Genomic DNA, 13854 nt, shown 5'->3' on the forward strand with positions numbered 1-13854 from the left:
GGATATGCCATGAGACCCAGCGGTCGTCCTCGTCAGGCGGACATCGCCCGCCTGGCCGGCGTCTCACAGCCGACCGTGTCGCTGATCCTCGGCGGCGGCGCCGCCGCCATGGGCATCGCCGAGGAGACCCAGCGCAAGGTCATGGCGGCCGCCGAGCAGCTCGGGTACGTGCCCGACCCGATCGCCACCCGCCTGGCGGCCGGCCAGAACAACCTGCTCGGCCTCTACACCTTCACCTCGACCTTCCCCACGGAGATGTCGCACGCCTATTACCCGTTCCTGGTAGGTATCGAGGAGGAGTCGGCGGCGCAGGGCTACGACCTGCTGATGTTCATCGCCTCCAGCGTCACGGGGGAGCGCCCGCACGCCCAGGTGCTCAACCGGGTACGCCTGGCCGACGGCTGCCTGTTCCTGGGCAGGCATCTGCCCGTGCCGGAGATGGACCGGCTGCTGGCCACCGATCTGCCCGTCGTCTATATAGGGCGGCACGACGAGTTCGGCGACCGCCTGCCCTACGTCGGCGCCGACTACGTCTCCGCCGGCGCCGCCGTGGTGCGGCATCTGGCGGGGCTGGGGCATGGGCGCATCCTGTACGTACGCGAAGCTGACGAAGCGATCACCTCCGTCGACAGGGAGGCGGGCTTCAGACGCGGCATGGACGAATGCGGGCTGGCCGCCGAGGTGGTGCGCACCGACGGCGCCGACCTGACCCCCGAGCGGCTGCGCGCCTGGCGCGACCAGGGCGTCACCGCGCTGGTCACCGAGGCCACGGACACCGACGCCGCCCACCGTGCCCTCCTGGCTGCCGCCGAGGGGGCTGGTCTCCGCTTCCCCGACGACCTCTCCCTGGCCACGCTCGGCGACCCCGCCGACCGCCCGGCGGGTCTGACCGGCTTCGCCGTGCCCCGTCGCGAGATGGGGGCCGCGGCCGTGCGGCTGCTCACGAAACTCATCGCGGGAGACCGTACGGTCCCCAGGCACCAGCTCATGACCTGCGAGCTGGAGCCGGGCGAGACCGCGGCACCTCCCCGCTAACCCACGCGAAAGGCACCACCCATGACCGACATCCTCATCGTCGGCGGTGGGCTCGGCGGCGTCGCCGCGGCCCTGGCCGCCTGCCGCGCGGGCCACGACGTCGTCCTCACCGAGGAGACGGACTGGATCGGCGGCCAGCTCACCGCGCAGGCCGTACCCCCTGACGAGCACCCGTGGATCGAGAGCTACGGAGCCACCGCCACCTATCGTGAGGTGCGCGGCTCCATCCGCGACTACTACCGGCGCTGGTACCCCATGACCGGCGGCGCGCAGCGCTGGCGCGAGCTGAACCCCGGCGCCGGATATGTCAGCAAGTTGTGCCACGAACCACGCGTCTCTCTGGCGGTTCTGCAGGCCATGCTGGCTCCCCATGAGGCCGCCGGGCGCCTGCGCGTCCTCCTCGAACACCGCCCCGTCGACGTCGAGGTGGACCGTGACCGCGTCAGCGCCGTCACGCTGCTGGACCTCCGCTCCGGCGACTCGCGCACCATCGCCGCCGCCTACATCCTCGACGCGACGGAGACCGGCGAGCTGCTGCCGCTGGCCAAGACGGAGTACGTCACGGGCGCGGAGGCCCGCGGCGAGCACGACGAGCCGCACGCGCCGGACGAACACCAGCCGCTGAACATGCAGGGCATCACCTACTGCTTCGCCGTCTCCCACCACGACGGCGAGAACCACGTCATCGACCGGCCCGCGGACTACGGATTCTGGCGCGATTACCGGCCCGCCTTCTGGCCCGGCCCGCTGCTCGGCTTCAGCGCGCCGGACCCGCGCACCCTGGAGCCCGAGGCCCGCTGGTTCGACCCCAACCCGGCCGGTGACCCCCGCGCGGTGCTGGCCGACCAGAGCGCCCAATCAGGGGACAAGGACCTGTGGATGTTCCGCAGGATCCTCGCCCGCGACCTGTTCGAGCCTGGTTTCGCCGCTTCCGACATCACGTTGGTCAACTGGCCGCTCAACGACTACTGGCTGCGCCCGATCATCGAGGTGGACGCCGACACGGCGGCGCTGGCGCACAAGGAGGCCAAGCAACTGTCGTTGTCGGTGCTGTACTGGCTCCAGACCGAAGCGCCCCGCCCTGACGGCGGTACCGGTTTTCCCGGGCTCCGGCTCCGCCACGACGTGGTCGGCACCGCCGACGGCCTGGCGAAATCCGCATATGTCAGGGAATCGAGGCGCATCCGCGCGGTCACCACCGTCACCGAGCACCACGTCTCCAGGGCCGTCCTCGGCGACCGGGGCACGCTGCGGCACCATGACTCCGTCGGAGTCGGCGCGTACCGCATCGACCTGCACCCGTCGACCGGCGGGGACAACTACATCGACATCGCCAGCGTGCCCTTCGAGATCCCGCTCGGCGCGTTGCTGCCGGTCAGGATGCGCAACCTGCTGCCGGCAGGGAAGAACATCGGCACCACGCACATCTCCAACGGGTGTTTCCGCCTGCATCCGGTGGAGTGGAACGTGGGCGAGGCCGCGGGGCAACTGGCCGCGTACTGCCTGCGCCGTGGGGTGGAGCCGCAGGAGGTCAGGGAGAAGGAGACCTTGCTGGAGGAGTTCACCGGGGAGCTGGACAGGATCGGCGTCGAGCGCCGCTGGCCGGCACCTGCGGGCTACTGATCCTTCTGTTTTTGTCGGACCGGTGACTCACACTCGCCATGGACACCACCCAGCGAGGAGGGGGAGCCATGGCGAGGGGAAAGTCACGGAGAAGAAGACAGGACATATGGGTCCTGGGAGCTGTGGGTGTGGCCATCGCCGGGATGGTCGTGGTCTCGTTCGCCCGCGACCATCCGGTCTGGGCGGCGGCGATCGTCTGCCTGGTCCTGGCGGTGCTCGGCGGCGGGCTGCTCCTGCGCTACCAGGCCATCGAGGCACGCAGACGGCAGTTCCTGGCGGCCAACGTCGAGTTGGCGAAGATCGACCGGATGTCCGGACCGCAGTTCGAGCACCTGGTCGCCCAGCGGATGATCGCCGACGGCTTCCGGCAGGTCCGGGAACGCGGCGGTAGCGGCGACCGTGGGGTGGACATCACCGCCGTCGCTCCCGGCCACGGGAAGTACGCCATCCAGTGCAAGCGCTACAGCAAGACCGTCGGCGCGCCCGACGTCCGCAACTTCCTGGGAGCGCTCGCCAACACCTTCGCCGGGCACATCGGCGTCCTGGTCACCTCGGGGCAGCTGACCCGTCAGGCCCGGCTGGAGGCGCTCGGCGCCCGGGAGCCGCTGATCCTGGTCGAACGCGATCGGCTGGCGGACTGGCTGCTGGGCACGGTCTCGCTCCTGCCCGTACGACCGAAGGGGGTCCTGATCGAAGGGGAGGAGCCTGCAGGCTGAAACTGCAGGTCAAACTGTGCTTCCCGGCCGGCGTGTGCTCGGCGCGGATGGCTGTCTATGCGGCTTCTGGATGTTCTCTGTATGGCTCATCCGCACTCTTGATCTCCAGCAAGAGCGCTTGGAACGACCCCATAGACCCATGCGCGGCTCCGGCACGCGTTGAAAGGATTGGTATGCGACCCAGAGGTGTGCTTACGGCGGGGTTCGCCCTGTTCATCTGTCTCGCATCGGGCCAGGGCGCGTTAGCGAGCACGACGGGGGCCGAGGCCACTCCGACGCCGTCCGCTACGCCGACCGCCACCCCCACCCCCACCCCCACGCCGACCTCGGGTACGGACAACAACGACCCCCCGAACCAGGTGGAGGGGCCGCAGGTGTCGACCCTGGCCGCCCCGCGCTTCCAGCTCCCCTTCCCCTGCGGCCAGAAGTGGACCGGCAACTCCAGCGGCAGCAGCGCTCACAAGTCCTATGAGATCGACTTCAACCGGGGCAGCACGGCGAACGCCGACCTCGGCGACACCGTGGTCGCCGCCGCGGCGGGCACCGTGGTCATCTCGGCCCACCAGGGCTCGACCAACGGCTACGGGAACCTGGTCAAGATCGACCACGGCGGCGGCTACACGACCTTCTACGCGCACCTGAACTCGCGCGCCGTCGCCGCGGGCGCCAAGGTCACCCAGGGCCAGAAGATCGGCGCGGTCGGCAACACCAGCAAGCCGGGCAACGGCATATCGCCGCACCTGCACTTCGAGGTGCGCAAGGGCAGCAGCTACCCGTCGAACATCCAGAAGGCCGTCTTCAACGGGGCCACGTTCGGCTACCCGAACCAGACCCTCACCTCCAAGAACTGCGGAGGCGGCGGCGGCAACCCGAACACCCCCGAGACGGTGTGCGGCAGCGGCTACAAGGTGATCGACTCGGCTGCCCTGGGCTCCGCGGGCAAGGTCTACCTGCTGTTCAACTCGGCCAACGGCAAGAACTGCGTGGCCACGATCAAGGCGACCTCCCTCGGCAAGGCCACCGCCACCAGTGCCTTCCTGCAGGTCAAGGACAAGACGAAGGTCACCGACACCGGCAAGTTCACCTACTACGCGGGTCCGGTAACCGCCAGCGCGGCGGACAAGTGCGTCAAGTGGGGCGGCACGGCCGGTACGGCCACCTACACCAGCCCCTTCGAACACTGCGGCTGACGTGTGAACCATGAGCGCCGCCACCCACTGCGGGTGGCGGCGCTCTTCTGGGGCTGCGGGTCACCGAGGTCGGTTGCCCTTCCTTTTGCGGCTGGCTGGTACGGCCCGGCGGGCGGAGCCGTTCTTGGCGGTTTTTTGTGCTTGTCGCTGTGCTGGTTTCTCTGCGGGGGAGGCGGGGGTACGGCCTCGTGAGCTGTTCGCTGTGCGGCCGCGGACGATGCCGATGAAATCTTCCACCAGGTCGGTGGTCGCGTCCTTTGGCCAGGCCAGCGCTACTTGAGACTGCGGGGCGTCCGTCACTGGCCGGTAGGTGACGTCTCTGCGGTGGTGGAGGCGTGCCAGTGACTGGGGGACCAGGAGCAGCCCGGTGCCGGCCGCTACGAGCTCGACCGCGTTCGCCGTTGTGGGTGGGCGCGTGAAGGCGGGTTGCCCGGGCCGGGCCGTCCACTCGATGGTGTCGTCCAGAGGGTGCAACACCTCGTCGTCGGTCAGGTCGGCGAGGGATACCTCGTCGGCGGCGGTCACCGCGTGGTCCTTGGGCACCACGACCACGGTGGTCTCCACATAGAGGGGAATCACGCTGAGCCCGTCGCGGTCGATCGGCAGCCTGACGAATCCGGCGTCGGCGCCGCCGTCCCGCAGGAGTCCTACCACCACGTCGCCGGAGCCGACGCCGTAAGCCGATACGAGCTTGGGCTGCTCATCGCTCGCCGCGATGCCCTCGACACGCGCCACTTGCCGTCACGCTGGCGGGCGGACACCAGGCTGCCCGGCCCCATAGACGTGCGCTTGGACTGCGCCATGACCCAGCGGCGGCTTCGGACCGAGTTGCGCGGCGCGCGGCAATTCCTGGGTGACGGTCAGCGGTGATCATGATGCGGTGGGCCGGGCCCACCGCATCATGATCATTACTCAGGTGCAGGGTCGGTTGTTCACCCTGCAGATGCACCCGTTGCCGCCCTTGGAGTAATCGCAGCACTCGAACCGGTACAGTGTGCTCCCCAAGTAGGCGCATGTCGTCCAGCAGTGCTTGCCACCGCAGGCGTTGATGCTGGTGCAGCCGCTCGCGCAGCAGGTTGTGGCTGAGCAGCAGCTACAACCTGGCAAGCCGTAGCAGCCGTCCGGCGCCGCCTCGGCTCGTCCGGGGAACCACGCGTTGGTGGCCACCCCGACGATTGTCGCCCCGGCGACGGCGAGGAACTTGTTCCTCGTCAGCCGAGTCTTCTTCACGTGCTCGACGATCATGCTCTCATCCCCTCTGGTACGTCCACTCTCTGTTCCCACAGCACCTCGAGGTCCGCGGCGCTGTCGGCGTCGCTGCCCGTCGCGACAGCGACCATGAAGCCGTCCCGCTGCAGGACGACGGTGGGCCACAGCGCCATGGGCAGGTCGGCGTCGACCGCCTTGGACTGCTCGCCGTCGAAGGCATTGACGTGCGGTGGGAGCATTGCGAGCAACTCGGCGGTGGAGTCGCCGGCGATGATCGCCACCGTCTGACGGTCCGCGAACTTGTCCAGATCGGCCGCGAGGCCGTGACAAGTGCCGCAGGTGCTGGACATGAAGAGCAGCAACGCGTCCTGCGTCGCGTCGGGGATCAGCGAGACCAGGCTGTCCGGAAGTTTCCTGCCGATGATCAGCTGGGCGCTGGGATCCACGCCGCGCCCGGTGAGGCGCAGGCGCAGCTCCGCGATTCCCCGAAGACAGGCCAGGAAGGCCACCGTGAGGACGACGCACGCCGCCACCAGCACGACGGCGAGAACGCGTTCCATCAGGCAGCCTGCCTGATCCGCCGCATGAAGTGGACGGTCAGAGTGCCGTCCACGCGGTTGTCGAAGCACTCCAAGGCGACGGTGTCCCCGGGCTTCAGTGGCTGGGCCAGCGGTTTGGCGGCCGGTTCGCCCGACGTGCCCTCATAGTGCACCGTCCGCGGGTCGAGCAGGCAGACCTGGCCGTTCACTGAGATGCGATCGGCGGTGACCTCCGTCACGCTCCCGCTGACGTTGCGGTGCAGAGTGACCGCGACGCGCTGACCCGCGGTGGACTCGTCGAGCACGACGAGGTCGCCGGGCCTGAGCGTCCAGCCGTAGGGCAGTTCCTCAGCCTTGGCCGTGACGGGTTCGGCGGCCGTGAGGCCGGCCGAGCCGTAGCGGCGCACTGTCACGTTCTGGCCCGAACCGCTGACCAGGACGCCTGCAGAGGCGTCGGACGGGGGTAGTGGCGAGTTGCCGGCCGTGTCCCTGAAGACTCCGGCGAACAGCCCGCGTCTGGTCGTTTCCTCCTTCATTACTTCTTCCTCTCTGTTGGTGAAACAACGGTCTGTTGGTCACAGCAACGGCGTGAGAATGGGGTAGAGGGCGCCGAGCGCGGCGAGGGCCAACGGGTCGGCGATCATGCGGGCTCGAATGATCCCGTCGGAGATGTAGATATCCGCTGAGGTGAGCAGCGCGGACAGGCCCACCCGTGTCAGCGCGAAGACGGTGAAGCCGAGCGCTCCGAGGACCGGGTCGGCCGTGACGAAGGCGGTCAGCGGGACCAGGTACCAGAGCCAGAAACCGATGCGCGTGGTGAAGCCGACGCCGAGCGCCAAGCCGTTGTACGCGGCGGTGCGCCAGTCGTTGTACGTGAGCCAGCGGGTGTTGGTCTCACGGTCCAGTTGCCAGGGAACGGGCCTGAGCGCCGCTCCGACGATGACTGCCGACACTGCGGTCACAGCGAGCAGAGCCCGCATCGGGGGCTCCACAGCCGCGCCGAGGAGACCGGCGAATGCCCCGGTGAGCGCCGCTCCGGCCATTGCCGACAGTATGAGGACGGCACCAGCCACCACCGAGGAACCGAAGCACCCGGACACGCGGGCGCGCGTGATCATGATGATCACGTTGGGGCCTCAAGGGAGGGTCTGCTGCGCGATCGCCACTATCAGCGCGGCCATGACGAGCAGCGTCCAGGGCTGGAGGCCCAGGAGATGTCCGGCGAGCACACCGAGCGCGGCCAGTGGTATCGCCAGGGCCGGCCTGATCCGGGGGCTGGTCAGGATGCCACCCATCATGTCTCCTTCACCTGCCGACCGAGGCCGCGCCGTAGGCGGCATTATGGAGATGCTCCAGGTCGTTGGCATACCGCAGGATGCCCTTGGCCACCACCAGGCCATTGGACACCGCCACGCCGAAGGGGCCGGAGTGCACCTTGTACCGGTCTCTCACAGCACCGGCCTCATCGCCCGTGAGCACACGCGCGTCCTCGGGCAGGATCCGTCCGAAACCGGCCGATGACCCGGCCATGGTGCCGTCGCTGACCACACAGGCGAACCCGCCCGGATCGGCGGAGCGTGCCACCTCCGTCGCCACCTCGTGGCAGGGCTCGCAGTCGCCGAAGAAGAACAGGACCACGTCGTCAGACCGCATGCCGGGGAACTGCGGGGCAAGCGCGCCCACGGCGAGGCCGTCGGCGGGCGCGGCTCCGCTCACTGCCACACGGTCCTGAAGGATCGACAGTTCGCGGCGTACGACCAGCAGCCCGAGAGCGAGCAAAAGCAACCAGACGGTAGCCACGACAAATAGTGAGGTATAGCCCATGACGCCTCATTCACCCGTCGAGTCGGACGCTGAAAGGCTTGACCACGGCCAGCGTGGAAATTAGTAGATATCCGCAGGTGATTGCCGTACCAATGAGCAGTCCTGAAATGCGCTGGTCCAGGGTGGGCACCGCCGGTGCCGCGGCGACGAACGCCGCGACGCCGATCAGGACGAGGTTGCGCACCACGGTCGCCCACGAGGTCGTCTCGCCCGTGCCGAAGCAGGCGCACTCCACGCTCTGCCCCGCCATGACCGACCGTACGACCACCGCGGTGAAGGCGACCAGAAGCACAAGAGCGCAGGTCGCGGCCGGAAGCAGGGCCGGGCTCACCGCTACGGCGAGACCGACCGCGACCTCCAGGGCACCAAGAATCCGGCCCAAGCCGGGCCGTACCCGTTTGACGACACCGAAGCGGACCAGCGCGAGCGCGAGCGCGAAAGGTCGTCTGATTTTGGGAATGCCGCTGGCGACGAAGAGGGCGGCGAGAAGACCGCAGCCCACTCCCACTAATTCGGCCATGTCCATGGACGTGATCATAAATGCCCGCAATACTTTGATCAATGAGGAGATCAAAAATCTTGTCGTGCTCGGCGGCACTAATTCTGTTAAGCAGCCAAACGGCCTGTTCAGCTGGCACGGCGGAGATGAAACAGACATCGAGCACGCCGAGCACACTGGGCTGGACAACCCCCGTGTCATCGCCCGCGACCCCGCCTGGCGGCGTGCCGTGCATCGACGCCGACAAGGCCGGAGAGAAGGGTGCCTCCGTGGGCGGTGTGCGGGCAGGCCCATTCGGCGCGTACCTGCGCCAGCAACGTGGCGGCGTGGCCAAACTATGGGTCGCGCAGGATCCCGGCAAGGGCCCGGCGGACGCGCTGATCCGGGTCGAGCACGTCGAATCGGGCACCATCGCCTACTTCGTCCGCGACGCCGCGGCGACCGCCACCACGGTCAACGACGACGGCAAACCCTCCGGGGACACGATCTACCCCGGCGCGATCCTGCTGCCACGTGACGGGCACGTCCGCATCACCATCAGCATCGGCCGCGCCTCCGGCTGCTTCGCCTACACCCTGTAGGCCGCCACGACAGGTAGCGCGGTGGCGGGGCGTACCGTTCGCGAGCGGTCACGTTCTTGAGCCTGCTTCCAACCTCAGGCTCGAGCTGCCGGGAGCAGAGTTTCCGGAGGCCGGCCAGTCGCACGACGAGGCGACCGTGCGGCGGCTCGCCTTGCTTCACGCGCTCGCCCAGCTCACCCCGAAGCAGCGAACGGAGATCGTGCCGCGCTACTACGAAGATCGCACCGAACACGAGACCGCCAAGCTCATGGGCACGTCGCTAGGCACGGTCACGAGCCAGACGCATTACGCGCTGTCGAAGCCGCGCGCTCGCCCCCCAGGAGGTGGATCGACGAAGACGCTTCGCGAGGATCTGCACGAGCTGGCTGCCCACGCGCCCGCCGTCGACCTGGCCCACCTGGCGATCAGGGGAGCGCGTCGCAACCGTGCAGGCCGCCTGACGCTGGGCGCCGCCGCCGGTCGTTCTCACATCGCCGGAGGTCAGGGCGCTGCCGCTGCCAGAGAAGGGGGTCGCGCCGGTGGAGCAGGTCTATCGGCCGTTCTGCCGGGGCGGGTGCCGGGAGACCGGGTGGCGCATCCTGACCCGAAGCGGCAGTTCGCCGGCTTCGAACGGCTTATGCAAGCCCGACCCGTGTCTTGAAGAGTCAAACCGACACGAGGGCTCCGGGCTGCTCGGAGGATCGCAGCAGAGATGTGGACCGAGGAGTAGGTGCGTGCCGCACCCCGCAGATCCCCCGAAGCGGGTCCCAACGCCGGGATAACTGCGCTGTGGCGGCCACGGGGCGCGAGCGTTCCGTGGCCGCCATGGGCCTACTTCAGGCCGTACGCGCGGTCGACGGTCTGGGTGACCGTGCCGCCCTTCTTGTCCTCAGCGTTCACCCGCAGCGACACGAAGCCGCTGGTGGCGGCCAGTGCCGGGTGAAAGACACCGACCTTGAAGCGGCCGTCGCCGAGCTTGCGCACGTAGTCGGCCTGGCGCCAGGTGGCGCCGTCGTCGACCGAGTACTCCACGCGGGCTGAGCGCACCTGCGCAGCCGAGAGCGCCGCCGGGCGCGCGGTCAGATCGAAGGTGAACGGCTGCCGGGAAGGAGCTCGGTTGAGCAGGTCCAGCGGCAGGTCGTACCTGAGCACCAGGGCGGGCTGGAGTGAGCAGGCGGGACCGAAGCTGCACGTATGGCCGCGCGGCTTGCCGGACGGCTCTCCCGGCGAGGTGAACCGCCAGCCGGAGGTCACCTTGGGGGACAGCGGCCGGTAGGTGGTGTCCACTGTGTCCAGCCGGTAGGCGGAGGAGCCCGCGGGCACGGTGAATGAGCGGGGGCCCCAGCCCTGTACTGGGATCTCGGTGTTGCCCGCCACGAGACGGGGTGCGGAGGAGACCACGCTCAGGTCGCTGTAGTGGCGCGGGTCCGAGTCCAGCCACTGCTCGGCGGGCACGAAACGGTCTCCGTCCCGGCACAGCGCGCACGGCACCGGCACCCCCGACGGCTGCTCGGCGGCCGCGCCGGGTACCAGCGGAGCCTTGAACCAGTCCTCGTCCGTGCGGCCCGCCCGCCCGAACGTGTCCTGCGACCTGAGCTCCAGGCCCTGGTTGCCGATCGCGCGGGTCCACCGCACGTCGTCACGAACCGGGCCGTAGTACTCGGTACGTCCGAACGGCATCGTCACCCACTGGCCGAACGACAGCTCGGCGGCACCGGCGGACGTCGTCACCAGCAGGTGTCCCTGGGCGTTCGGCTGGTCGGCGTGGTAGCGGGTCTCGACGCGGGCCAGGCGGTCCCGGTCCAGCTTCTCCGGCTTGCGGGGGATCTTCCCCTTCGAGTCGTACCGCAGCCGGTAGAAAGAGGGCTCTCCGGAGTACGGCGTGAGCCGCAGCGAGGTCGCCCCACGCTGGACGACGGCCCGCAGCGCGCGACCCTGCGCCGCGTCCAGTCCGAACCGCAGGAACCTGGTGTCGGCGAAGCCCGGCAGCCGTGTCCCGGCCCCGTCGGCGTCGTAGAAGCCGATGAAACCGGCGGCGCCGCCCTGTTTGGCCAGCGCGGACGCCTCGTCCATCCTCGGGGTCGCGTCGCTGTACGGCGTCGGGCCGGCGCCCAGCGGCACCCCCACCAGGACCAGCTTGCCGGTGAGGTCCAGGCCCTCGAAGTCCGCCGGCCTGCCCTGACCGGCGTAGACCAGGGGATAGGCGGTGGGCTTGGTGATCAGCGAGCGGACCGTGTCGACCTCGTAGGACGGGTCGAGGGTGAGGCGGCCCGCGGTGGCGGTGGCCAGTACGCCGGGCTCCATCTGCCACATGTGCGACAGGCTCATCGTGCCCGCCTTGACCGACGACACCGGCGTGGCGTACAGGTCCACGTGCCTGCCGTTCTCCGTGCTCGCCGTGATCGTGACGGGGGAGGGGCGGTCGGTGAAGGTCCGGACGTACTGCACCTTGCCCTCGGCGTCCATGGCGGTGCGCGAGGTCGGCTTGAGCGGGACGGTGTCGCGGGCGTCCAGCTCGAGTGTCTGGTCGTCCTTCAGGGTCACGTCGCGGATGACCAGGGAGGTGCGGGTCCTCATGTAGGTCTCGTTCGCGACGGCGATCACCTCGTAGTCGCCGTCCGGGAGGTACTGCTCGCCGTTCCCGGTCAGGTCGAGGCGGCCGTAGTAGTACGCGTACGGATGGAAGGGGTCATCCGGGCTGTTGCTCCGCCGCAGCGGGACGATGTAGACCAGCGGCCCGAGACGCCCGCCCTGGCCGGGACGGGAGGAGAACTCCTTGGCGCCGTACGAGTTGGTCAGGGAGATCTTCAGCAGGTGCGTGTCCGGGCCGGTGTAGTAGCTGAAGGGCGTGTCCAGACGGGCGTCGCCCGCCGTCGCGGTGACCCAGCCGCCGTAGGCGCCCTCGGGGCCGAGAGCCGGGTTCACGGTGAGGTCGACGGCGGCGGTGCCGTTCGCCGGGACGGTGACGGTCTCCGCGCCCAGGCGGATCGCGCCCGCCGGGGTGGGGCCGCCGCTCCAGGCGCGGGTGTCGGCCTTCAGCGCGAGGGTGACGGGCGCGGCGCCGGTGTTGCGGTACGTGACCTTCTTGGTGACGCGGCCTTTGTCCCGTTCGAGGCGGAGGAAGTCGACGACCGGGTCGGCGAAGACGCTCTGGGTGACCGCGCGTCCGAGGTCCAGCCGTCCGCCGCCCTCCTCGAACCAGTTGTGCTCCGCGTTGCGCGCGGAGGTGGAGACGAGGGCGGCGCGCAGCTCGTCGGCGTCCCAGTCGGGATGCTGCTGGGCCAGCACCGCCGCGGCGCCCGCGACGTGCGGCGTGGCCATCGAGGTGCCGCTGAAGGAGGTGTAGCGGTCGTTGCCCGGAATGGACGGCTGGCCGGAGGTGCCGGACCGGGCGGCGACGATGTTGACGCCGGGGGCCACGATGTTCGGCTTGACCGCGGCGTCGTCCAGCCTCGGGCCGATGCTGGAGAAGGGGGCCAGGGTCGTGCCGGTGACCTTGTCCACCGCGCCGACCGCGAGCGCCTTGTCGGCGGCGGCGGGGACGCTCACCGTCTGGGGCTCGCCCTCGTTGCCCGCGGCGGCGACGAACAGCGTCCCGTACTTCTTCGTCAGCTCGTTGACCGCCTGGCTCGTCGGGTCCGTGCCGTCGCCGCAGCACACGCCGAGGCTCATGTTCACCACGTCGGCGCCCTGGGCCGAGGCCCATTCCATGCCCGCGATCAGCCAGGACAGCTCGCCGTAGCCGTCGTCGTCGAGCACCTTGCCGACGAGCAGCGACGCGGCGGGCGCGACTCCCCGGTACTTGCCGTCGGAGGCCGCGCCGGAGCCGGCGATGGTGGAGGCGACGTGGGTGCCGTGGCCGACCACGTCGGTGGTGTCCGGGGTGGTGGAGAAGTTCTCGGTGGCGAGGATGCGGCCGGCGAAGTCGGGGTGTCCGGCGTCGATGCCGGTGTCGAGGACCGCCACCTTGGTGCCGGCGCCGTCGAAGCCCTTCTGCCACGCGGTGGGGGCGCCGATGAGCGGGACGCTCTGGTCGAGGGACGCCTTGACGCGGCGGTCGAGCCAGACCTTGGAGATGCCGCTCTTGAGTGATGTACCTGGTTGGAGTGCCGACCACAGCTTGCCGGACTCGGTGGTCCGCACCGTCACGGCCGCGCCGTGGATGATGTCGAGGGTCCGGGTGCGCTCGGTGCCGGGCAGGGCTTCGGCGGTCTTCGCGCCGGGGTCGCCGCTGTAGGTGATGATCAGCGGGATCGACTTGGCGCGGTTCTCCCGTACGAGGGTCTCGACGTCGAACAGCTCCTCGTCGAGGGTGCCCGCGGCCACCAGGTCGGCGGCGTCGGACGGCATGACCAGGGTGCCTCCGTCGCGGTGGGGCAGCGTGGCGAACGTCACCGTCGAGCCGTCGGGCCTGGGCGCGGCCCGGGTGGCTAATTTCGGTGGCTCGCCGTTCTCGCCCGGCGTGAAGTCGACGACGTCGCCGGTGATCAGGGTGACGGTGCTGGGCTTGGTTGGTTTTTCCGGGTTGGTCGTGGTGGGCGGGGTCGCCGAGCTGGGTGTGGCGGTGGTGCAGAGCACGAGTGCCATACCGGTGAACACCGCGGCGATGCGGTTGTGGAACAAGGAAGAGGTCCTCTTGGTCTTTTGGGAGCGCTCCCA

15 protein-coding genes are annotated in these 13854 nt (G+C 69.4%); 6 read left to right on the plus strand and 9 right to left on the minus strand.

The window, feature by feature from the left end:
* The first annotated feature begins 9 nt into the window (after window positions 1-9).
* The 4 genes from ACQP2T_RS17110 to ACQP2T_RS17125 all read left to right on the plus strand — a co-directional run bounded on the left by ACQP2T_RS17110 (window position 10) and on the right by ACQP2T_RS17125 (window position 4564).
* Window positions 10-1035, plus strand: a complete 1026-nt coding sequence (locus ACQP2T_RS17110) for a LacI family DNA-binding transcriptional regulator (RefSeq protein ID WP_433517112.1) — start codon at window positions 10-12, stop codon at window positions 1033-1035.
* 21 nt (window positions 1036-1056) lie between these two features.
* Window positions 1057-2658 carry an FAD-dependent oxidoreductase gene (locus ACQP2T_RS17115; protein WP_433517113.1) on the plus strand — a complete coding sequence of 534 codons (1602 nt, stop codon included), beginning with the start codon at window positions 1057-1059 and terminating at the stop codon, window positions 2656-2658.
* A 122-nt stretch (window positions 2659-2780) separates the two neighbouring features.
* On the plus strand, window positions 2781-3374 hold the full coding sequence (locus ACQP2T_RS17120; protein ID WP_433517114.1) for a restriction endonuclease: 594 nt from the start codon (window positions 2781-2783) through the stop codon (window positions 3372-3374).
* A 173-nt stretch (window positions 3375-3547) separates the two neighbouring features.
* Window positions 3548-4564 (plus strand): M23 family metallopeptidase, encoded by a 1017-nt coding sequence (locus ACQP2T_RS17125; RefSeq protein WP_433517115.1) that lies wholly within the window; start codon window positions 3548-3550, stop codon window positions 4562-4564.
* Between the two features lie 60 nt (window positions 4565-4624).
* Here ACQP2T_RS17125 and ACQP2T_RS17130 read toward each other — a convergent pair whose 3' ends face one another.
* The 8 genes from ACQP2T_RS17130 to ACQP2T_RS17165 all read right to left on the minus strand — a co-directional run bounded on the left by ACQP2T_RS17130 (window position 4625) and on the right by ACQP2T_RS17165 (window position 8656).
* Window positions 4625-5299, minus strand: coding sequence for a LysR family substrate-binding domain-containing protein (locus ACQP2T_RS17130; RefSeq protein ID WP_433517116.1), 675 nt, complete (start codon window positions 5297-5299; stop codon window positions 4625-4627).
* A 177-nt stretch (window positions 5300-5476) separates the two neighbouring features.
* Window positions 5477-5809 (minus strand): hypothetical protein, encoded by a 333-nt coding sequence (locus tag ACQP2T_RS17135; protein WP_433517117.1) that lies wholly within the window; start codon window positions 5807-5809, stop codon window positions 5477-5479.
* On the minus strand, window positions 5806-6333 hold the full coding sequence (locus ACQP2T_RS17140; RefSeq protein ID WP_433517118.1) for a hypothetical protein: 528 nt from the start codon (window positions 6331-6333) through the stop codon (window positions 5806-5808). Before ACQP2T_RS17140 ends, ACQP2T_RS17135 begins: the two co-directional genes overlap by 4 nt.
* Window positions 6333-6848 carry a DUF5666 domain-containing protein gene (locus tag ACQP2T_RS17145; RefSeq protein WP_433517119.1) on the minus strand — a complete coding sequence of 172 codons (516 nt, stop codon included), beginning with the start codon at window positions 6846-6848 and terminating at the stop codon, window positions 6333-6335. Before ACQP2T_RS17145 ends, ACQP2T_RS17140 begins: the two co-directional genes overlap by 1 nt.
* Before the next feature lie 39 nt (window positions 6849-6887).
* Entirely contained in the window at window positions 6888-7430 is a 543-nt protein-coding gene (locus ACQP2T_RS17150; RefSeq protein ID WP_433517120.1) for a hypothetical protein, read from the minus strand.
* Window positions 7431-7448: 18 nt separating this feature from the next.
* The gene (locus ACQP2T_RS17155) at window positions 7449-7610 is read right to left on the minus strand and encodes a hypothetical protein (protein WP_433517121.1); all 162 of its coding nucleotides are present in this window, start codon (window positions 7608-7610) and stop codon (window positions 7449-7451) included.
* Window positions 7611-7617: 7 nt separating this feature from the next.
* Window positions 7618-8097, minus strand: coding sequence for a hypothetical protein (locus ACQP2T_RS17160; RefSeq protein WP_433517122.1), 480 nt, complete (start codon window positions 8095-8097; stop codon window positions 7618-7620).
* A gap of 49 nt (window positions 8098-8146) precedes the next feature.
* A complete protein-coding gene (locus ACQP2T_RS17165; protein ID WP_433517123.1) occupies window positions 8147-8656 on the minus strand; it encodes a MauE/DoxX family redox-associated membrane protein in 510 nt (169 codons plus the stop codon).
* A 173-nt stretch (window positions 8657-8829) separates the two neighbouring features.
* Here ACQP2T_RS17165 and ACQP2T_RS17170 point away from each other — a divergent pair, with 173 nt between their 5' ends.
* Both ACQP2T_RS17170 and ACQP2T_RS17175 read left to right on the plus strand, forming a co-directional pair.
* Entirely contained in the window at window positions 8830-9216 is a 387-nt protein-coding gene (locus tag ACQP2T_RS17170; RefSeq protein WP_433517124.1) for a hypothetical protein, read from the plus strand.
* A 136-nt stretch (window positions 9217-9352) separates the two neighbouring features.
* On the plus strand, window positions 9353-9856 hold the full coding sequence (locus ACQP2T_RS17175; protein WP_433517125.1) for a sigma factor-like helix-turn-helix DNA-binding protein: 504 nt from the start codon (window positions 9353-9355) through the stop codon (window positions 9854-9856).
* A gap of 170 nt (window positions 9857-10026) precedes the next feature.
* Here ACQP2T_RS17175 and ACQP2T_RS17180 read toward each other — a convergent pair whose 3' ends face one another.
* The gene (locus ACQP2T_RS17180) at window positions 10027-13818 is read right to left on the minus strand and encodes a S8 family serine peptidase (protein WP_433517126.1); all 3792 of its coding nucleotides are present in this window, start codon (window positions 13816-13818) and stop codon (window positions 10027-10029) included.
* Window positions 13819-13854: the final 36 nt, after the last annotated feature.

Origin of the sequence: Nonomuraea sp. CA-143628 (genome assembly GCF_050942315.1) — a bacterium.
Taxonomy (GTDB): Bacteria; Actinomycetota; Actinomycetes; order Streptosporangiales; family Streptosporangiaceae; genus Nonomuraea.

What these genes read in the sequence shown, in the direction of transcription:
- ACQP2T_RS17110 (WP_433517112.1), top strand. Translation starts at nt 10, where the DNA reads ATGAGACCCAGCGGTCGTCCTCGTCAGGCGGACATCGCCCGCCTGGCC.
- ACQP2T_RS17125 (WP_433517115.1), top strand. Translation starts at nt 3,548, where the DNA reads ATGCGACCCAGAGGTGTGCTTACGGCGGGGTTCGCCCTGTTCATCTGT.
- ACQP2T_RS17115 (WP_433517113.1), top strand. Translation starts at nt 1,057, where the DNA reads ATGACCGACATCCTCATCGTCGGCGGTGGGCTCGGCGGCGTCGCCGCG.
- ACQP2T_RS17155 (WP_433517121.1), bottom strand. Translation starts at nt 7,610, where the DNA reads ATGATGGGTGGCATCCTGACCAGCCCCCGGATCAGGCCGGCCCTGGCG.
- ACQP2T_RS17165 (WP_433517123.1), bottom strand. Translation starts at nt 8,656, where the DNA reads ATGGCCGAATTAGTGGGAGTGGGCTGCGGTCTTCTCGCCGCCCTCTTC.
- ACQP2T_RS17145 (WP_433517119.1), bottom strand. Translation starts at nt 6,848, where the DNA reads ATGAAGGAGGAAACGACCAGACGCGGGCTGTTCGCCGGAGTCTTCAGG.
- ACQP2T_RS17150 (WP_433517120.1), bottom strand. Translation starts at nt 7,430, where the DNA reads ATGATCACGCGCGCCCGCGTGTCCGGGTGCTTCGGTTCCTCGGTGGTG.
- ACQP2T_RS17135 (WP_433517117.1), bottom strand. Translation starts at nt 5,809, where the DNA reads ATGATCGTCGAGCACGTGAAGAAGACTCGGCTGACGAGGAACAAGTTC.
- ACQP2T_RS17140 (WP_433517118.1), bottom strand. Translation starts at nt 6,333, where the DNA reads ATGGAACGCGTTCTCGCCGTCGTGCTGGTGGCGGCGTGCGTCGTCCTC.